Here is a 19,143-nt window from a genome sequence, read left to right on the forward strand (position 1 = left end):
TCCTGTTGCTGGTCGCATCAAAGGGCGCGCGGCGACTCTCCTGTCGCGTATCAGCGCCGCCGAAGGGTCGGAGCAGGCGAGGATTCTAGCTTATCGGCCCGGGGGCTGCATCCCATGGCCTCGCACCGCGATGGCTGGAGGGGGCGCGGGTGCCATGCTAGTCTGCCGCTTTCCGCCAGGCCGCCTGGCACGACTATTCCTGCGGAGACGGCATGCATCTTCACATCCTCGGCATCTGTGGCACCTTCATGGGCAGCCTGGCCCTGCTGGCTCGCGAGCAGGGGCTGCGGGTCAGCGGCTCCGACGCGGGCGTCTATCCGCCCATGAGCACTCAGCTGCAGGAAGCGGGCATCACGCTGATGGAGGGCTACAGCGCCGACAATCTCGAGCCACGCCCCGACCTGGTGGTGGTCGGCAATGCCCTGTCGCGCGGCAACCCTGAAGTTGAAGCGCTGCTCGATCTGGGGTTGCCCTATGTATCGGGCCCCCAGTGGCTGGCGGAGCATGTGCTGCCGGGACGCCGGGTGATCGCCGTGGCGGGCACCCACGGCAAGACGACGACGGCCAGCCTGGTGGCCTGGCTGCTGGAGGCGGCGGGACTGGCGCCAGGGTTCTTGATCGGCGGCGTGCCGCGCAATTTCGGTATCTCGGCGCGTCTGGGAGCGTCGGACGCGCCCTTCGTGGTCGAGGCCGACGAGTATGACACTGCCTTCTTCGACAAGCGCTCCAAGTTCGTCCACTACCGTCCCGAGATCGCTGTGCTGGGCAATCTCGAGTTCGACCATGCCGATATCTTCCCTGATCTGGCAGCCATCGAGCGCCAGTTTCATCACCTGATCCGTACCGTGCCCGGCAAGGGAAAGCTGCTGGTGGCCGACGGTGAGCCGGCGCTGGATCGTGTGCTCGAACAGGGCTGCTGGACGCCGGTCGAGCGTTTCGGCCAGTCCCCGGACAGCGACTGGCACTTGACGCTCGAGCGGGACGATGCCGGGCGCTTCCGGGTCAGCCATGGCGACGAACAGGTCGTGGTCGACTGGGCCCTGAGCGGCACCTACAACGCCTACAACGCCCTGGCCGCGCTGGCCGCCGCCCATGCGTGTGGCGTTTCCCTGTCTCGGGGAGGCGAGGCCCTGGCGCGCTTCGAGACCCCTCGGCGGCGCCAGGAACTGCGAGGCGAGGTGGCGGGCATTCGTGTGATCGATGACTTTGCCCATCATCCCACGGCGATCGCCGCCACTCTCGATGGGCTGCGTGCAACCGATGGCCAGGGGCGGCTGCTGGCGGTGATCGAGCCCAGGTCCAACACGATGCGACTGGGCGCGCTGCGGGAACGTCTCGCCGCCAGCGTGGCGAGCGCCGATCTGGCGTACTGGTATCAGCCGGCGGAACTGGACTGGGCATTGGCGCCGGTGATCGAGGCCGCCACGACGCCGAGCCGAGCCTATGACGATCTGGACACCCTGGTGGCTGCGCTGGTTGCCGAGGCCCGGGCCGGGGATCGTATCGTGGTGATGTCCAACGGGGGATTCGGCGGAATCCATGAGCGACTGCTGGCCGCACTGGAGGAAACCCATGGCCGATGAGCTGCAACCACCCGTCACCGTGGCCATCACCGGTGCTTCCGGGGCACAGTACGGGCTGCGTCTGATCGAGGTGCTGGTGGCCGCCGAGCACGAGGTCTGGGTCATGATCTCCAAAGCCGCTCATATGGTCATTGCCACGGAGACCGAGAGTGACCTGCCGGCGCGTCCCGAGCGTTTGATGGAGGCGCTTACCGAGCGCTACGGCGCGCGGCCCGGCCAGATTCGCTGCTTCGGCCGCGAGGACTGGATGGCGCCGGTGGCCTCTGGCTCGGGTGCCAGCTCGGCGATGGTGATCTGTCCCTGTTCCACCGGCACGCTCTCGGCCGTCGCCTGTGGTGCCAGCAATAACCTGATCGAACGTGCCGCGGATGTGGCCCTGAAGGAACGCCGTACCCTGGTGCTGGTGCCGCGCGAGACGCCCCTGTCGGCGATCCATCTGGAGCACATGCTGGCCCTGACTCGCCAGGGGGCCGTGGTGATGCCGGCGGCACCGGGCTTCTATCATCACCCGCGCGGGGTGGAGGACATGATCGACTTCATCGTGGCGCGCATCCTCAATCAACTGGGTATCTCGCATCGCCTGATGCCACGCTGGGGCGAATCGTCGTAACGGCAGCGACATGCATTCCTGTCACCATTTGACGGGCTGTCGTTCGGGCCCATAAGGATATGGAAATGCTCAACCTTTCCCTGCTTTCGGTCTTCGTGCCGACCTTTCTGCTCGTTTCCCTGACGCCGGGCATGTGCATGACGCTGGCCATGGTGCTGGGCATGACCCAGGGGGTGCGGCGAACCCTGTGGATGATGCTCGGCGAGTTGGCCGGAGTGGGGCTGGTGGCCGTCGCCTCCGGAGCCGGCGTGGCAACGTTGATGCTGCGTCAACCCGAGCTGTTCGCCGTGTTCAAGTGGCTGGGGGGTGCCTACCTGATCTATCTGGGCGTGATGATGTGGCGTTCCCGGGGGCGCATGGCGGTGCCCGATGAACTGGGCTCCCAGGCCAGGGCGGGGCGGCGCGAACTGGCGGTGCAAGGCTTCGTCACGGCGGTGGCCAATCCCAAGGGCTGGGCCTTCTTCGTGGCCCTGCTGCCGCCGTTTCTCGATGCCTCCCGGCCCCTGGCGGGGCAACTGGTGGTGCTGGTCGCGCTCATCCTGACCATCGAGTTCCTGGCTCTGGTCACCTACGCCACCGGCGGCCAGACCCTGCGCCACCTGCTGGGCCAGAGCCGCAACGTGCGCCTGCTCAACCGCATCGCCGGCACGCTGATGGTGGGCGTCGGCATCTGGCTGGCGCTGGGGTAACCCGGCTCGGCTTCGCCGGGAGCTGTAACCGGGCTTCGCCCGGAGCTATAAGCCGTAAGCTATAAGCTGTAAGTCCCTGCACTTCGTTCGGGAGCTGTAAGTTAGAAGCTGTAAGCTTTAAGAAAACCCTTCCCGCGGGCCCGTTTGGTGGCAGCATTCTGGCCTACGACTTACGACTTACGACTTACGACTTACGGCTTACGGCTTGCGACTATACCGGCGCCAAGCCGATGACTCTGGCGATGACGAGCACCAGGGAAGCGCTGCCCAGTACGAGCCAGGGGCAGGGCGACAACGGCGTGCGTTGCTTGCGCTGCCAGGCAAGCTGGACCAGGGCGCAGACCACCAGTCCCAGCAGGGCGCCGCCGATCAGGTCGCTCAGCCAATGCACGCCGATTACCAGCCTGGATAGTGCCATTGGCACGGCAAGGGCGATCGCTCCCCAATAGGCCCAGAAGCGTCGCGTCGGTGGTAGCTCGCGGGCGGTGAAGGCGGCGGCCATGCCAAGCAGGACGATGCTCGTGGAGGTGTGGGCGCTGGGGTAGGAGAGCGAGTCGGTCAGGTGTTCCGGTGTCAGGGGGCGCGCCCGGCCGATCAGCGCCTTGCCGAGGGTATTGAGCAGGGCGATGCCGATCAGGCCGGCGCTGAAGTGGCCGAGGATGTCCCAGCGTCGCTTCCATAGCCACCAGAGCACCCAGGGCAGGACCAGAGCGATGATGCCGAGGATGTCGCCGACCTCTGCCAGGATGTGGCTGGCCTGGTTCAGCCGGGGCATCGATATGGCGCCGAGCAGGGCGTTGAGGCGTTGGTCCATGGGCAGCGGCCCATCATGCTGCAGGACGATAAGGGTCCAGGCCGACAGCGCGGCGAGCGATGACAGCAACAGCAGCCAGGAGGCCAGTGGAGGCTCCCGGTCGCGCTGGATGGCCAGCAGTCGCCAGGTCATGCGGCCCAGGGCATGATGCCGGGACAGCCAGGCCAGGCTGCGATAGACATGGCCGTCACGGTAGGTCTGGTGGCGCAGCCAGGAGAAGATCAGGGCCAGCGCCACGACCAGGCCACCGAGACCGGCCAGCCATGGCCTGAGCCCCTCGGGCAGGCCGGGCAGCCGCTGCCAGGCGTGGCCGAGCAGGTAGCCGGGCAGCACGTAGGCCGGTGCCCATAGCGCCGCCGAGATCAGGTTGGCCCAGGTGAAGGTGCGGGGCGGCATGCGCAACATGCCGGCGATCATGGGGATGATGGGGCGCACGGGGCCGACGAAACGGCCCAGGAAGACCGACAGGGAGCCATGCGACTGGAAGAAGCGCGCGCCGCGCGCAAGCCATTCCGGGTGACGCGAGAGCGGCCAGAGCGCAGTGACCCTTTCGCGCTGGGTGTAGCCGAGCCAGAAACTCAGGCTGTCACCGGCCACGGCGCCGAGAAAGGCCGCGAGAATGACCAGCGCCACGGAAAGCTCCTGGTGACCGGCCATGGAAGCGGCAGCGGTGATCAGTACCACACCGGGTACCAGCAGGCCGACCAGGGCCAGCGATTCCGCCAGGGCGATGGCGGCGACAATCAGCAGCAGCAGGGGCGGTGAGGGCGAGAGCTGGTAGAGGGCGTCGGTGAAGTTCAATGCGGTCTCCGTGAGTCAGGTGCCCGAGCGGTCGCCAGGCTGCGTGTCGCGGCGTGCAGGCGCCGTTCGAAAGCCGAGCCATCTTCTCCGGCGTGGCGGATGACGAGGCCGGAGCGGATTTCCAGTGGACCGGTTTCCACCAGTATCACCGGCTCGAGGGCCCGGGACAGTCGCTGACGGACCAGTTGGGCGCCGCTCTCGGTCGTGTTCGGCATGACCAGCCAGAAGACGTTGTCCTCGGCTCGCCCCAGGATGTCGTGGGCGCGGTAGCGGCCGGCGATGGCCTGACACAAACCGTCGAGCAGTGCCTGGCGGGCCTTGGGGCCGAACTGTTCCTCGGCGATCTCCAGTTGGGGCAGGTGGATCAGCAGAACGGCCAAGGGCTGACCGAGCAGTGCGGTCCGGTCGATCTCGCCGGCCAGTCGCTCCTGGAGATGAGCGCGGCTGACAGCCCGACATTCCGGGTCCTGTGGGTCGGTGTCATGCAGCAGGGCTCGTTGGCGCAGTTGTCCCCAGGGTACCAGGGGGGTGACGGCCACCAGGCTCAGGTAGGTCAGCAGGACATCGATGTCGGGCCAGGGGTCGCCCAGCAGAATCATCCAGATCGGCGTCAAGCCGAGATTGAGCAGCAGGGCCGGCGCCAGGGGAAGCAGCAGCAGGGCGAGAACCGGGGGCAGGCCGATCCACAGTGATGCCAGGTCCGTCGAGCGCGGAAGCTCCACGGCAATCAGCAGGAAGCCGCAGATCAGCACCAGGCCCGCGGCGGTGCGGGTATGGTCGCCGCCCACCGGGGCGAGCAGGGTGGCCACCAGCATGATCGGGGCCAGCAGAGCCGGCGGTGGGATGCGGTGGTATTCGCCTGTCAGGTAGAACCACAGGGCCTGTCCCAACAGCAGCAGGGTGCCGATGGCCAGCATCAGGGTGAGTGGCCGGTAGCGGATGTCACGCATGCGTCGGGCTCTCCTTGATCCATAGCGAAGGTGACTGCCGGGCCAGGGCATGCCGCTCGTCGGCCAGCGATACCAGGCAGGGTAGCGGGATGGCGCGGGCCGTCGTCGAGGATTCCAGCGCATCGAGCAGGCGTTGTCGACGCTGCTCCCCTTGTTCGGCATCGCGACTGATCAACAGAACGCCCAGGGTGCTTCGATCGAGACGATAGCAGCTCTCGAAACGCTGGAGATGATGACGCAGCCGCCCGACCGCGGGTAGCTGTTTGCGTGGCGGCAGGCGCAACAGCAGCAGCTCGACATGTGCTGACTCCCGGGTCGAGCGTCGGCGCTCGCGGTCCAGGTCGCGCTCGAGCCGGGCGCGCGGCCAGAGTGGCCAGCCGGCCACCAGCCTGGCGCGATGGCGTGTGGCGAAGCGTTGTGCCTGAAGCGCCCGGGAACGCGATAGGCCGAAGACCATCAGGCCGGCCAGCAAGAGGCCGGCCAGCCACCACTGCTCGCTGCCGAGAAGTTCGCGTTGGGCATACCAGGTGATGGCTGCCAGCAAGCCGTGAAGCAGCAGCGTCCAGGGGGGCTGTGGCCACATCAGCAGGATCGCCCAGACCCAGATCCAGGCGATGTGGCGCTCCGGTGCCGCCCACAGCAGGGCCGCCAGCAACAGCCCCGGCAGCAACTGCCAGAGCGTGACGGTGAGGCGTCGATGGCCGAGTGGCAGTCGCACACTGGTCACTATCAGCCAGGCCGTCATCGTGCCCAGCAGGATCGCATCGATCCATGCGTCGGCAGTGATGGCGCGCAGAGCGACGAGTGCCGCCGCGACCAGCAGGTTGGCGCGCAACAGACCGGTTTTGTACTTGCTCCGCATGGTGACTTAGTATGGGCTCCTTCCCGATTCGACTTGACCAGGGGCGGCCGCCGCGGTGGCGGTCCACCATCAGGAGATACTCTACGGCATGACAGCGCACGCCACACACTCCGTCATTGGCGCCGCCGACATCGATGATGTCGACGCCTACATGCAGCGCCTCGGGCAGGGCGCCCGGGACGCCGCCACTGCCATGCGGCGCGTCGATACCGCCGCCAAGAACGCGGCCCTGACCGCCATGGCCCGCCACCTGGAAGCGGCACGGGCCGAGGTGCTGGCCGCCAACGCCAGGGACCTGGAGCGGGGGCGGGCCAACGGCCTGGATGACGCCCTGCTCGACCGGCTGGCCCTCGACGAGGCTCGCCTGAATGGCATGGTCGAAGGCCTCGCTCAGGTCGCGGCACTGCCGGACCCGGTCGGCGAGATCGACGGCCTGCGTGCGCGGCCCAGTGGCATTCAGGTCGGCCAGATGCGCGTGCCGCTCGGCGTGATCGGTATCATCTACGAATCGCGCCCCAACGTCACCCTGGAAGCGGCCAGTTTGTGTCTCAAGTCCGGCAATGCCTGCATTCTGCGCGGGGGCTCCGAGGCCAGCGAATCCAATGCGGCGATTGCCGAGTGCATTCGCCGTGGGCTCGAGGAGGCAGGACTGCCGGCGGCTGCAGTGCAGGTCGTGGCGACCACGGATCGCGCCGCCGTGGGGCGCTTGATCAGCATGCCCGAGTATGTCGACGTGATCATCCCGCGCGGTGGCAAGTCATTGATCGAGCGCATCTCGCGAGAGGCCAGCGTGCCGGTGATCAAGCATCTGGACGGCGTCTGTCACGTCTATCTCGAGGCCGGCGCCGATCCCGAGAAGGCCCTGGCCATCGCCGTCAACGCCAAGACCCAGCGTTATGGGACCTGCAATACCATGGAGACCCTGCTGGTCGATGCGACGCTCGCTGCCTCGCTGCTGCCCCGGCTGGCGTCGGCCTATGCCGAGCATGGGGTCGAACTGAGGGGATGCGAGCGGACCCGCGAGATCCTGAGCGATGTCGCGCCGGCCAGCGAGGCCGACTGGGAAGCCGAGTACCTGGCTCCGGTGCTGGCCATTCGCGTGGTCGATGGTATCGAAGAGGCCATGGCGCATATCGAGCGCTACGGCTCGCGCCACACCGATGCCATCGTCACCGAGAACTATGGCATGGCACGGCGCTTCATGGCCGAGGTCGATTCCAGCTCGGTGATCGTCAATGCCTCCACGCGCTTCGCCGACGGTTTCGAGTATGGGCTGGGTGCCGAAATTGGCATCTCCACCGATCGCCTGCATGCCCGTGGGCCCGTGGGGCTCGAGGGCCTGACCACACGCAAGTACGTGGTATTCGGCGATGGCCAGATCCGTAGCTGAGGCGCAGCGGCCGCCGCGTATCGCCATGCTGGGCGGCACCTTCGATCCGGTGCACCTAGGCCATCTGCGCAGTGCGGTCGAGTTGCGCGAGGCGCTGGCGCTGGATCGCGTGCACATGGTGCCCGCGGCCCGCTCGCCGTTGCGTGATGCTCCCCAGGTGGCGCCCGAGGATCGCCTGGCGCTGCTGCGCCTGGGGATCGGTGATACGCCGGGACTGATTGCCGATGCGCGGGAATTCTCCCGCCGCGGTCCTTCCTACAGCGCCGATACCCTGGCGGAACTGCGCGACGCCTACGGCTCCGAGGCGCGGCTGGTCATGGCATTGGGGCATGATGCCTTCATGCGCCTGGCCGAATGGCGCGAGCCGCATCGGCTCTTCGAGCTGGCGCATGTGGTGGTGATCGACCGACCCGACCATGAGGCACCGCTTCCCGAAGCGCTCGGGGAACTGCTGGCCGGTCGCGAGGTCGAGAAGGTCGCCGACCTGATGGCCGAGCCGCATGGCCGCTTGTTGCGGTTGGCACTGCCGTCGCGCATGGCCATTTCCGCCACCGAGGTGAGGCGGCGGCTGGCGCGTGGCGACAGTGTCCGCTATCTGTTGCCCGAAGCGGTGGAGTCACATGTACTGGCGCAGGGTCTGTATCGCGAAACGGGCCGTGAAGGCCGTTGAGACAGTCGAGCGAGTGGCGATATAGGCGAATTTCATGCGTTTCGCTTGCCGAGGCACTGCCATGCCGGCCGTGAGCCGGTACAATGAAGGAAGATATGATTTCCCCGCTGACGAGGGCTGATACGAAGGGTATGCACATCGACGCACTCAAGACTCTGGTGATGGACGCACTGGAGGAACTCAAGGCCCGGGACATCGTGCAACTCGATGTATCCCGATTGACCAGCGTGACGGAACTGATGGTCGTGGCAAGCGGCACCTCCAATCGCCATCTGGCGGCACTCGCCGAGAACCTGATCCGCACCGCCAAGGAAAATGGCATGCCGCCGTTGGGCGTCGAGGGAGAGAGCGGCGCCGAATGGGTGCTGGTGGATCTGGGCGATGTGGTGGTGCACCTGATGATGCCCGGTACCCGGGAGCTCTACGACCTGGAGCGACTGTGGGCGGATTTGCCCAGTGAGGGTCTCGAACCGCTGGAGGAAGAGGCGAACGGCACCTCATGAGGGTGCGTCTGTTGGCGGTGGGAACCCGCATGCCGGACTGGGTGACGCGAGGCGTCGAGGAATACCGCAAGCGCCTGCCGCGGGATTTCGCCCTCGAGATCGAGGAGATATCGCCCGGTGCCCGGGGCAAGAATGCCGACACCCGACGTGCCATGGCCCTCGAGGCCGAGCGTATTCGTGCCCGTCTCAAGGGTGACGAATATCGGGTGGCCCTGGAGGTCGGGGGCAAGGCATGGAGCACCGAGCAGCTCGCCGAACAGACCGAGCGATGGCGGCTCGAGGGACGTGACGTGGCTCTGCTGGTCGGCGGCCCGGACGGCCTGGAACCTTCCCTGTCGGCGCAGGCCGACCAGCGCTGGTCGCTTTCGCCCTTGACCCTGCCGCATCCCCTGGTGCGAATCCTGCTCGCCGAGCAGCTTTATCGTGCCTGGACCCTGATGGTCGGCCACCCCTACCACCGTTGAGCGACCCCCAAACGTTCCGAGGGCATCACCGAGCATGCGTCAGCAACGCGACACCCTGAAGAATCCCGAACAGGAGCTGCGCGTCTTCCGCATGCGGGCGTTGCTGGCCACTGTCGTGGTCATTCTCCTGAGCGGGGGGCTGGTGGGGCGCCTGTTCTACCTGCAGGTGGTGCAGCACGAGGTCTTCAGTACCCGTTCCGAGAAGAACCGGGTGCGTGTCGAGCCCCTGCCGCCTACCCGCGGTCTCATCTACGATCGCAACGGTCAACTGCTGGCCGAGAATCGCCCCACCTACAACCTGACCCTGGTGCGTGAGCGGGTCGATGACCTGGACGAGACATTGTCGTTGCTGGTCGACCTGCTCGATCTGCCCGAGGAAGACGTCGAGGCCTTTCGCGAGCGTTCGCGACAGCGTCAGCGGCCTTTCCAGCCGGCACTGCTGATGAGCGATCTCAACGAGGAGCAGATCGCCCGTCTGGCGGTGAATCGCTATCGGCTGCCGGGAGTCGAAGTGGAGGCGCAATTGCTGCGCTATTACCCGGATGCCGAATTGATGTCCCATGCCCTGGGTTATGTCGGCCGGATCAACGCCGAGGAACTCAAGACACTGGACAGCGGCAATTACGCCGGAACCCACTTCATCGGCAAGACCGGCGTCGAGCGCTTCTACGAGAAGCAGCTCCATGGCCAGGCCGGCCTGCGCAAGGTGGAGACCAATGCCCGTGGGCGTGTCCTGCGGGAGCTGGATCATACCGATCCGGTGCCCGGCAAGGATCTGACGCTGACCCTGGACAAGCCGCTGCAGAAGCGGGCAGTCGAGCTGCTCGATGGTCGGCGCGGTGCCATCGTCGCCATCAATCCGCAAACCGGCGGGATTCTGGCCATGGCATCGGTCCCCGGATTCGACAGCAACCAGTTCGTCACGGGTATCGATGTGGCCTCCTATCGGGCCTTGCAGCAGGATATCGACTTGCCGCTGTTCAACCGTGCCAGTCGCGGCAGTTACCCGGCCGGCTCGACCATCAAGCCGTTCATGGCCATGGCTGGATTGCGGGAAGGGGTGATCACTCCGGAAGAGACCATCTACGACCCCGGCTACTATGAGCTGCCCAATGACGATCGGCGCTATCGCAACTGGTTGCGCTGGGGACATGGCCGAGTGGATCTCGAGCGTGCGCTGGAGGTCTCCAACAACACCTATTTCTATTCCCTGGCCCATGACCTGGGGATCGATCGCATTCACGACAATCTGGCGCGTTTCGGTTTCGGCCAGCGCACCGCCTACGACGTCCATGGGCAGGGAGCGGCATTGCTGCCGTCTCGTGAGTGGAAAAGACAGCGCTTCGATCAGTCCTGGTATCCGGGAGAAACTCTCTCGGTGGGCATCGGCCAGGGGTATCTGCAGATCACGCCCCTGCAGCTGGCGACCGCCACGGCGGTGCTGGCCAATCGGGGAGACTGGGTGCGACCGCGCCTGGCTCTCGAGGTCGGTGACGAGCCGGTGCCGACCGATTTGCCGGATACGCCGCCGGACATCGAGATTGCCAACGACAAGTGGTGGGACGATGTGATTTCCGGCATGGAAGAGGTGTTGTCCGGCAACGAGGGGACAGCGCGCCGTGCCGGGGCCGGGCTCGAGTACCGCATGGCGGGCAAGTCGGGAACCGCCCAGGTGTTCTCGCTGGGCCAGGACGAGAAGTACGACGCCGACGAACTCAAGGAACGGTTGCGCGACCATGCCCTGTTCATGGCGTTTGCGCCGGTGGAAGATCCGCAGATCGCGGTGTCGGTGATTGTCGAGAATGCCGGGGGTGGCAGTAGTCACGCCGCCGGGCTGGCGCGCGCCATGACCGATTTCTGGCTGCTCGAACGCCATGGCGGTGAGACGCAGGATTCGGCCGAGGGTGACGAGGCGCAAGGAGACTGAGATGGCAAGGTTCGATCTGCCCATGGGCATGCGTGGTCATCCCGTGCGTCCGCCACGCAGCGGCATGTCGCGCCGTCGCAGCCTGTGGGAGCGTATCCACCTGGACCCCTGGCTGCTGGGATTGCTGCTGTTGTTGATGTTCTCCGGGCTGGTGGTGCTCTATAGCGCCAGTGGGCAGAATCTCGACATGGTGATCGCCCAGGGGCTGCGTTTCGGCGTGGCCCTGGGGGTGATGGCGGTGATAGCCCAGTTCTCGCCGGCCACCTTGTATCGCTGGGCATTGCCGGTCTATCTGGTGGGCGTGCTGATGCTGGTGGCCGTGGAAATCATGGGCGACATGGGCATGGGGGCGCAGCGCTGGCTGGTGATTCCCGGTGTGATTCGTTTCCAGCCTTCGGAGATGATGAAACTGGCCATGCCGTTGATGGTGACGGCCTGGCTGAGTCGAAGGCCCTTGCCGCCGGGGTGGCGGGAGCTGGTGGGATGCGCCGTGCTGATCGGGGTACCGGTTCTGCTGATCGCGCGCCAACCCGATCTCGGCACTGCCTTGCTGGTGGCGGCGGCGGCGGTCTTCGCGATCCTGCTGGCGGGGCTTTCCTGGCGCATCATTCTTGGCCTGGTCGTGCTGGTCGCCGCGGCACTGCCGTTGCTGTGGATCAACATGCACGATTATCAGCGCCAGCGGGTGTTGACCTTCCTGTCTCCCGAGACCGATCCGCTTGGCGCCGGCTGGAACATCATCCAGTCGACCACCGCTCTCGGCAGCGGTGGGCTCTGGGGCAAGGGCTGGCTGCACGGCACCCAATCGCAGCTGGAATTCCTGCCCGAGCGCCATACCGACTTCATCGTGGCGGTACTGGGTGAAGAATTCGGCCTGGTGGGTATGCTGGCCTTTCTCGTCATCTATCTGATGATCGTCTGCCGGGGGCTGTGGCTGGCGGGCACGGCGCAGGAGACTTTCGGGCGTCTGCTGGCCGGCAGCATCATTCTGACGTTCTTCATCTATGTCTTCGTCAATATCGGCATGGTCAGCGGTATCCTGCCGGTGGTCGGCGTGCCGCTGCCACTGGTCAGTTATGGTGGAACCTCCAGCGTGACCTTGCTGGCCGGTTTCGGTATTCTCATGGCGATTCATTCGCATCGCCGCCTGCTGTCGCGCTAGGAGCATGCGTGATTCAGGGTTCAGGATTCAGGGAGAAGAGACGATGACGAAGGTGTCACGGAATGCGAGACGGATCCTGATGGCGAGTGGTTGTCTGGTGCTGGCCAGTACCACGGCCTTGGCCGGGGACTTCGATCCGCGTCAAGGTGACGTCAAGACGCTGGTCGACGAAGTCAGCGCCCAGGGGGTCGACCGGGCCTGGCTGGAGCGGGCCATGAATGAGGCGAGTTTCAGTCAGGGGGTGCTGGACGCCATGTCCGGCGCGGTGGAGCGCCATCTGACATGGCATGAGTACCGCGATATTTTCCTCGGTGAAGAACGTGTCGCCAAGGGTGTGCGTTTCATCGATCAGCATCGGGAAGCCTTCGAGCGCGCTCAGCGCGAGTATCAGGTGCCGCCCGAGATCATCGCCGCCATTCTCGGCGTCGAGACGCGCTACGGCGAGGTGACGGGAGACCATCGCGTGCTGGATTCCCTGTCGACCCTGGCATTCCACCATGGCACCCGGGGCGGCTTCTTCCGCGGCGAGCTGGCTGCCTTTCTGGAAATCGCCTATGAGCAGGACGTCGACCCGGGCGATCTCGAGGGATCCTATGCCGGTGCCATGGGCTACCCGCAGTTCATTCCCACCAGCTATCGCGCCTACGCCGTGGACTTCGACGGTGATGGCACGCGTAACCTGTGGACTGACCCGGTGGATGCCATCGGCAGTGTCGGCAACTATTTCTCCGAGCATCGCTGGCAGGGCGATGCGCCGATCTACCTGGATGCCGAGGGGCCGACGGAGCCACCCTCCGGTATCGAGTTCAACCAGGCCCAGAAACCGTACGTTTCCGTGAGCGAGCTGCAGGATGCCGGCATCACGCCGGAGCGGGCGTTGACTCCGGACACCCGGGTGATTCCCCTGGCCCTGGAGCTCGCCGACGGCGACTATCGTTATCGTCTCGGTCTCGACAATTTCTACGTCATCACGCGCTATAACCACAGTTACCTGTATGCCATGGCCGTCACCGAACTCGCCGAGGCGATCGCCAAGGCGCGCGGCGAGTCGAAGAGCTGGTTCGAATCGACGGCGATCGAGTCAGAGGAGCACCCATGAAGCCCTGGTGGAGTATCTTGTGTGCCGGCCTGCTGCTGGCCGGGTGTGCCGGTGACGGCGGCAAGCGTCCGACGCAGGAAGCGGCCGATGGCGCCGCGTCGAGTGGTGGTGCCGGGGAGCGTTATGCGATGTCCAGTGACGCCTATCCCCAGGAACCGCCGGACGTCAGCCAGGTGCCCGATGCCGTGCCGCGCCCGGAGCCACGCTCGCGTGCCGGCAACAAGGACAATTACGAGGTGTGGGGGAAGACTTACCATGTCCTGTCCGATGCCAGCGACTATGAACGTCGGGGGACGGCCTCCTGGTATGGCAAGAAGTTCCATGGCTATGCCACGTCCAACGGCGAGATCTACGACATGTACAAGATGAGTGCTGCGCATCGTACCTTGCCGCTGCCGACCTATGCCCGCGTCACCAATCTCGACAATGGACGTTCGGTGATCGTCAGGGTCAATGATCGCGGCCCCTTTCACAGCGAGCGGGAGATCGACCTTTCCTATGCGGCGGCTGCCCGCCTGGACATCCTCGACCGAGGGACGGGGCGTGTCAGGGTAGAGGCCATCGACCCCGTGGCCTGGCAGGCACGCCAGGGCGGTGCATCCGCACCGTCAAGCGCCGTCGAGTCGCGTCCGGCCGATCAACGTCCGGCCGCGCAAGATGAGGGCCGGGACAGCGACGACCCGATCTACCTGCAGGTGGCGGCGCTCGGGTCGCCGGACAATGCCCAAGCGCTCAAGGATCGCCTGGAAGGTACCTTGTCCCAGCCGGTCCGGATCGCCAGCGCCGCCGGACTCTATCGCGTTCAGGTCGGTCCCCTGAAACATGCCGGCCAGGTCGACCCGGTGCGTGGCCAGTTGAGCCGCGCCGGCTTCGACAAGGCCTTTGTCGTCAACGGCGCTGACTGACCGGCGCCATAGCCAATGATCATCCTGTGATGCACCCGAAGAGATTGCCATCCATGAAAGTGTCGTGCTCGTTTTCCTTTCGCCGGCTGATGCCGGCCCTGCTGGTATGCTGGTCCCTGGTCGCCGCGCCGACACAGGCTCAGGAGGCTTCGCCGTCTCCTCAGCCGCAGCCGCAGGCACAGCCCCAGCCCCAGACCATGATTCCGGCGCCGCCGCGCCTGGCCGCCACCTCCTGGATTCTGATGGATGCCGGCAGCGGGCGCGTGATCGCCCAGCACAACCCCGACGAGCGATTGCCGCCGGCGAGCCTGACCAAGCTGATGACCGCCTACCTGGTGGAGCGTGAGCTCAACAAGGGCAATATCTCCCCTGACGATCTGGTTCCGGTCAGTGAAAAGGCCTGGCGTACCGGCGGCTCGAAGATGTTCATCGAGGTCGGTGACCGGGTGCCGGTCAGCGAGCTGTTGCACGGTATCATCATCGTCTCCGGCAACGACGCCAGCGTGGCCATGGCCGAGTACCTGGCGGGCGGCACCGAGCCTTTCGCCGATATCATGAACCAGCATGCGGCACGGCTGGGCATGGAAAACACCCACTTCGTCAACCCGACCGGCCTGCCGCACGACAACCATTATTCCTCCGCCCGGGATCTGGCGTTGCTGTCGCGTCATATCATCAACGACTATCCCAAGCACTACAGCATGTATCGCCAGAAGCACTTTACCTATGGCGGTATCGACCAGCCCAACCGCAACAGCCTGCTGTGGCGCGACAGCAGCGTGGACGGCCTGAAGACCGGCTGGACCGAGGCGGCAGGATATTGCCTGGTGTCGTCGGCCAAGCGCGAGGATATGCGCCTGATCTCGGTGGTCATGGGTACCGACTCGGCAGAGGCGCGGGTCCAGGAAAGCCAGAAGCTGCTGAGCTATGGCTTCCGCTACTTCGAGACCCTGAGGCTCTATGACAAGGGCGCAGTGCTCAATACCTCCCGGGTGTGGGGCGGTGACAAGAACGAGCTGAAGATCGGTGTCGACGAGAATGTCTTCATGACGGTTCCCCGGGACCGCAACGAGGAACTCACCGCCAAGCTCGATATCCGCCAGGACCTGACCGCGCCGATCGCCGCCGGCGATACCGTGGGTACCATGGAGGTGCGCCTGGGCGACGAGGTCGTCGGCAAGCGCGATCTGCTGGCACTGGAAGATGTCGAGGAGGGCGGTTTCTTCAAGCGTCTCATCGACAAGATCCATCGCTTCTTCTCCAACCTGGTGGGCGGCCTCTTCGACTGAGGAAGGCTGGGAACCCGAATGGTCATGCCGCGCCCCACTCTTGGTGGTGGGGCGCGGGTTGCGTAGAATGTCGGTAGATACTTTCACCAAGGTGTGGGATGAACGACAAGAGCGTGCGCGATTTGCGCCAACCGAGTGCTGCCAGCCCGAGAGGCGAGCCGCCGAAGATCACTTTCCCCTGCGATTATCCGGTCAAGGTGGTGGGCGATGCCGACGAGGAATTCGTCGCCGTGGTCTGCCAGACGGTCACACGCCACGACCCGACGTTCGACCCGAAGAACATCCAGGTGGTGGATAGCCGTAACGGACGTTTCCAGTCGGTGCGGCTGACGATGCGGGCCACCAGTGAGGCGCAGCTCCAGGCGCTGTTCAGCGAGCTCAAGTCCAGCGGGCTCGTGCACATGGTGGTCTGAGCGTGGAGGCCATTCAGGTGCATCGCCTGGGGCGTCGGCCCTACGAGCCGGTCTGGCGGGCGATGCGAGACCTCACCGACCAGCGTGATGCCTCGACGTCGGATCAGCTCTGGCTGGTCGAGCACGACCCGGTGTTCACCCAGGGTCGGGCCGGCAAGCCGGAGCATGTGTTGATGCCCGGCGATATTCCGGTGGTCGAGACCGACCGTGGCGGCCAGGTGACCTATCATGGCCCTGGTCAGGTCGTGGCCTATCCGCTGCTGGATGTGCGCCGTGCCGGCCTCGGTGTGCGTGAACTGGTCAATCGCCTGGAGCGAGCGGTCATCGCGTTGCTCGCTGAGCTGGGCGTGGAGGCGCATGCCAGGCCCGATGCGCCCGGTGTCTACGTGGGCGAGGCCAAGATCGCCTCATTGGGGCTGCGCATTCGCCGCGGCGCCAGTTTCCATGGCGTGGCGCTCAATGTCGACGGCGACCTCTCGCCCTTCGAGCGCATCAATCCCTGCGGCTATGCCGGCATGGCGATGACGCGCGTGTCGGACCTGGTGGCGGAAGCGCCGGACGTGCCGACGGTGGCGACACGGCTGGCCCATTGCCTGGCCCGGGAGCTCGACCGCGAATTGCTGTTCGTCGACTGAGCCGGAAAGGTGGTGCAGCGAGAAGCTGGAATAGCTAGGCCAGATACGACGCCGGCCCCGATGAGGGGCCGGCGTCTTTCGTCATGCGGCGTGATTCAGCCGACGTTCAGGGCGGGAATCAGGTTCGGGTCCGTCTCCTGCTCCGCCTGGCCCGGTACCTTGCCCGGCGAGGCCAGTTCCAGTCCCAGGTTGTTGTTCTCGAAGACCCGGTCGGCGCGATAGCTCGAGCGTACCAGCGGGCCGGAGGGAACCTCCATGAAGCCCTTCTCGAGTCCCAGCTGGCGATAGCGCTCGAACTCCTCGGGCGTCACCCAGCGTTCCACCGGCAGGTGGTTGCGGGTGGGGCGCAGATACTGTCCCAGGGTGACGATGTCGACGCCGATGGCGCGGAGATCGTCGAAGGTCTGGAGGATTTCTTCCTCGGTCTCGCCGAGACCGAGCATCAGGCTGGTCTTGGTGATCACCTCGGGACGATGGCGCTTGGCGTGGGCCAGTACGTCCAGGGTCTTGCGATAGCCGGCCCGGGGATCGCGGACCCGTTGCGTCAGGCGTTCCACGGTCTCGACATTCTGGGCGAAGACTTCGAGGCCGGAGTCGACGACCCGTTCGATGGCGCTGGGCTCGGCGTCGAAGTCGGGCGTCAGTGCCTCGACGGCGACCTCGGGAGTGCGGGCCTTGATGGCGCGGATGCAGTCAGCGTAATGGGTCGCGCCGCCATCCGGCAGGTCGTCACGGTCCACCGAGGTCAGCACGACGTAACGCAGGCCCATCAGCTCGACGGACTCGGCGGTGTTCGCGGGTTCCTCGGTATCCAGCCAACCCTTGGGGTTGCCGGTATCCACGGCGCAGAAGCGGCAGGCGCGGGTGCATACCGAGCCCATCAGCATGATGGTGGCCGTGCCGTTGCTCCAGCACTCGCCCATGTTGGGGCAATGGGATTCGGCGCAGACGGTGCTGAGCCGGTGTTCGTTGACGTTGCGCTTCACGGCGTCGAAGCGTTCGCCACCGGGAATCTGAGCGCGGAGCCATTTCGGCTTGCGGCCGAGGGAGGGGTTGTCCTCCTGCTGGCTGCGCTGTTTCATGCCGTCCTTGATCGCGGTCGCACCGTGTTCGTTGCGGTACTTCTCTCCGCTGGACACCTGCTTGTTACTCATGATCTGCAAGCCTCTCCATTCGGCGGCTGTGCGTCACGCCCATGCGGTCGTGGGGTGTCCGCGCAAGCGAAGCGGGACGGCCGGCGTCGGGCATGGCGTGTCTGGATGCTGGTCGCTAACTTACCATATTCGCCACTCATCTGGACAGGTGGGTCACGGTCGTGCGGTGTCGGGCAGGCAGGCCACGCCGTGACTGGGCAGGGGCGAGGGCTCGGCGGCGAAGTGTTCATGCAGTTCGTCGAGGTGATCGCGCACGAAACGCAGGAAAAGTTCGGTGACCGGCGTGGGAAAACGCTCGCGATGATAGACGGTGCACCATGAGTGGCGCAGCGGGAAGCCTGGCAGGGGCAGGTGTTCGAGCAGGCCGGCCTCGAGCTCCAGGCGTACCGCCAGGCGCGGCAGCACGGCGACGCCGAGTTGCGCCATGACGCCTTGCTTGACGGCTTCGTTGGTGCCCATCTCGATGATATGGGCCAGTTCGACGTCCTCGGCCTCGGCATGCTCCTCCAGCGCGCCGCGCACGCCGGAACCGGGTTCACGCATCAGTAGATAGTGGCGCGCCAGATCCTCGAGACTCGGCCGTTCCATCTCCAGCAATGGATGGCCGGGCCAGACCACGGGAATCATTTCGTTGTCGAGGATCGGCATGAATACCAGATCGTCGTCCTCGGGCACCCGGGCCATGATGACCAGGTCGTCGCGTTGCTCGGCCAGTCGCGTCAGGGCCTGGGCACGATTGCAGACCCGCAGGCGGATCTGGACATTGGGATAGTGGGCCCGAAAGCGCGCCAGCAGGTGAGGCACCACGTACTGCGCCGTCGAGACGGCGGCCAGGTTGAGCTCTCCGCTGATGGTGCCGGCCAGGTCGGAGAGGCTCATCTGCAGCCGCGAGACCTGCTCGAAGATGCTGTGTGCCGAGCTGGCCAGGGCATCGGCGGCCGGCAGGACGTGGAGGGTGCGGCCGGCGTACTTGAACAACGGTTGGCCAAGCGCCTGTTCGAGCTGGCGAATCTGGGCGCTGACCGCTGGCTGGGTCAGTCCCAGGGCTTCCGCTGCCCGGGAGTAGGATTGTCGCTCGTAGACGGTACGGAACACCTGGAGCTGGCGAAAGGTGAGGCGGTTGAGCAGCTTGGGGGTGGTCATGGGGCCGTCCATCGAGCCGGGACGCGGTGGCGTCCAGTCTGTCTGGCCATCATGCTAGCATCGAGGCCCGATATACGGCT

General features: G+C 65.6%; 19 protein-coding genes. 14 read left to right on the top strand and 5 right to left on the bottom strand.

Annotated features, from left to right (window positions below; genetic code table 11):
* Positions 1 to 212: 212 nt before the first annotated feature.
* The 3 genes from mpl to HELO_RS06525 all read left to right on the top strand — a co-directional run bounded on the left by mpl (position 213) and on the right by HELO_RS06525 (position 2,882).
* Positions 213 to 1,583, top strand: coding sequence for a UDP-N-acetylmuramate:L-alanyl-gamma-D-glutamyl-meso-diaminopimelate ligase (mpl, locus tag HELO_RS06515; protein WP_013331943.1), 1,371 nt, complete (start codon positions 213 to 215; stop codon positions 1,581 to 1,583).
* A complete protein-coding gene (locus HELO_RS06520; RefSeq protein WP_013331944.1) occupies positions 1,573 to 2,193 on the top strand; it encodes a flavin prenyltransferase UbiX in 621 nt (206 codons plus the stop codon). The genes mpl and HELO_RS06520 overlap by 11 nt, the downstream gene beginning before the upstream one ends.
* 65 nt (positions 2,194 to 2,258) lie before the next feature.
* Positions 2,259 to 2,882: a LysE family translocator gene (locus HELO_RS06525; protein WP_013331945.1), complete on the top strand. Its 624-nt coding sequence runs from the start codon at positions 2,259 to 2,261 to the stop codon at positions 2,880 to 2,882.
* 211 nt (positions 2,883 to 3,093) lie between these two features.
* On the opposite strand, the gene HELO_RS06530 is transcribed toward HELO_RS06525, so the two are convergent.
* From HELO_RS06530 to HELO_RS06540, 3 genes are read right to left on the bottom strand one after another with little or no spacing between them, the layout of a single operon-like run.
* Complete coding sequence (locus tag HELO_RS06530) at positions 3,094 to 4,497, bottom strand: bifunctional DedA family/phosphatase PAP2 family protein (protein ID WP_013331946.1); 1,404 nt, start codon at positions 4,495 to 4,497, stop codon at positions 3,094 to 3,096.
* Positions 4,494 to 5,447, bottom strand: coding sequence for a diguanylate cyclase domain-containing protein (locus HELO_RS06535; RefSeq protein WP_013331947.1), 954 nt, complete (start codon positions 5,445 to 5,447; stop codon positions 4,494 to 4,496). Before HELO_RS06535 ends, HELO_RS06530 begins: the two co-directional genes overlap by 4 nt.
* Complete coding sequence (locus HELO_RS06540; protein WP_013331948.1) at positions 5,440 to 6,309, bottom strand: hypothetical protein; 870 nt, start codon at positions 6,307 to 6,309, stop codon at positions 5,440 to 5,442. The genes HELO_RS06535 and HELO_RS06540 overlap by 8 nt, the downstream gene beginning before the upstream one ends.
* An 88-nt stretch (positions 6,310 to 6,397) precedes the next feature.
* On the opposite strand from HELO_RS06540, the gene HELO_RS06545 reads away from it, so the two are divergent.
* The 11 genes from HELO_RS06545 to lipB all read left to right on the top strand — a co-directional run bounded on the left by HELO_RS06545 (position 6,398) and on the right by lipB (position 16,766).
* Positions 6,398 to 7,699 (top strand): glutamate-5-semialdehyde dehydrogenase, encoded by a 1,302-nt coding sequence (locus tag HELO_RS06545; RefSeq protein WP_013331949.1) that lies wholly within the window; start codon positions 6,398 to 6,400, stop codon positions 7,697 to 7,699.
* A complete protein-coding gene (gene nadD, locus HELO_RS06550; protein WP_013331950.1) occupies positions 7,680 to 8,369 on the top strand; it encodes a nicotinate-nucleotide adenylyltransferase in 690 nt (229 codons plus the stop codon). Before HELO_RS06545 ends, nadD begins: the two co-directional genes overlap by 20 nt.
* A 131-nt stretch (positions 8,370 to 8,500) precedes the next feature.
* Complete coding sequence (gene rsfS, locus HELO_RS06555; RefSeq protein WP_041602454.1) at positions 8,501 to 8,872, top strand: ribosome silencing factor; 372 nt, start codon at positions 8,501 to 8,503, stop codon at positions 8,870 to 8,872.
* The gene (gene rlmH, locus HELO_RS06560; RefSeq protein WP_013331952.1) at positions 8,869 to 9,336 is read left to right on the top strand and encodes a 23S rRNA (pseudouridine(1915)-N(3))-methyltransferase RlmH; all 468 of its coding nucleotides are present in this window, start codon (positions 8,869 to 8,871) and stop codon (positions 9,334 to 9,336) included. Before rsfS ends, rlmH begins: the two co-directional genes overlap by 4 nt.
* A 34-nt stretch (positions 9,337 to 9,370) precedes the next feature.
* A complete protein-coding gene (gene mrdA, locus HELO_RS06565) occupies positions 9,371 to 11,263 on the top strand; it encodes a penicillin-binding protein 2 (protein WP_013331953.1) in 1,893 nt (630 codons plus the stop codon).
* 1 nt (position 11,264) lies between these two features.
* Positions 11,265 to 12,425 carry a rod shape-determining protein RodA gene (gene rodA, locus HELO_RS06570; protein ID WP_013331954.1) on the top strand — a complete coding sequence of 387 codons (1,161 nt, stop codon included), beginning with the start codon at positions 11,265 to 11,267 and terminating at the stop codon, positions 12,423 to 12,425.
* Between the two features lie 43 nt (positions 12,426 to 12,468).
* On the top strand, positions 12,469 to 13,524 hold the full coding sequence (gene mltB, locus HELO_RS06575; RefSeq protein WP_013331955.1) for a lytic murein transglycosylase B: 1,056 nt from the start codon (positions 12,469 to 12,471) through the stop codon (positions 13,522 to 13,524).
* Entirely contained in the window at positions 13,521 to 14,429 is a 909-nt protein-coding gene (locus HELO_RS06580) for a septal ring lytic transglycosylase RlpA family protein (protein WP_013331956.1), read from the top strand. Before mltB ends, HELO_RS06580 begins: the two co-directional genes overlap by 4 nt.
* A 53-nt stretch (positions 14,430 to 14,482) precedes the next feature.
* Positions 14,483 to 15,718 (top strand): D-alanyl-D-alanine carboxypeptidase family protein, encoded by a 1,236-nt coding sequence (locus HELO_RS06585; protein WP_223248512.1) that lies wholly within the window; start codon positions 14,483 to 14,485, stop codon positions 15,716 to 15,718.
* A 98-nt stretch (positions 15,719 to 15,816) separates the two neighbouring features.
* On the top strand, positions 15,817 to 16,131 hold the full coding sequence (locus HELO_RS06590) for an HP0495 family protein (protein WP_013331958.1): 315 nt from the start codon (positions 15,817 to 15,819) through the stop codon (positions 16,129 to 16,131).
* Positions 16,132 to 16,133: 2 nt separating this feature from the next.
* Entirely contained in the window at positions 16,134 to 16,766 is a 633-nt protein-coding gene (lipB, locus tag HELO_RS06595; protein ID WP_013331959.1) for a lipoyl(octanoyl) transferase LipB, read from the top strand.
* 95 nt (positions 16,767 to 16,861) lie between these two features.
* Here lipB and lipA read toward each other — a convergent pair whose 3' ends face one another.
* Together lipA and HELO_RS06605 are read right to left on the bottom strand one after the other, a co-directional pair.
* Positions 16,862 to 17,920 carry a lipoyl synthase gene (lipA, locus tag HELO_RS06600; protein WP_013331960.1) on the bottom strand — a complete coding sequence of 353 codons (1,059 nt, stop codon included), beginning with the start codon at positions 17,918 to 17,920 and terminating at the stop codon, positions 16,862 to 16,864.
* Between the two features lie 153 nt (positions 17,921 to 18,073).
* Positions 18,074 to 19,063 (bottom strand): LysR family transcriptional regulator, encoded by a 990-nt coding sequence (locus tag HELO_RS06605; protein WP_041601970.1) that lies wholly within the window; start codon positions 19,061 to 19,063, stop codon positions 18,074 to 18,076.
* Positions 19,064 to 19,143 lie beyond the last annotated feature (80 nt).

This window comes from Halomonas elongata DSM 2581, from assembly GCF_000196875.2.
Taxonomy (GTDB): domain Bacteria; phylum Pseudomonadota; class Gammaproteobacteria; order Pseudomonadales; family Halomonadaceae; genus Halomonas; species Halomonas elongata.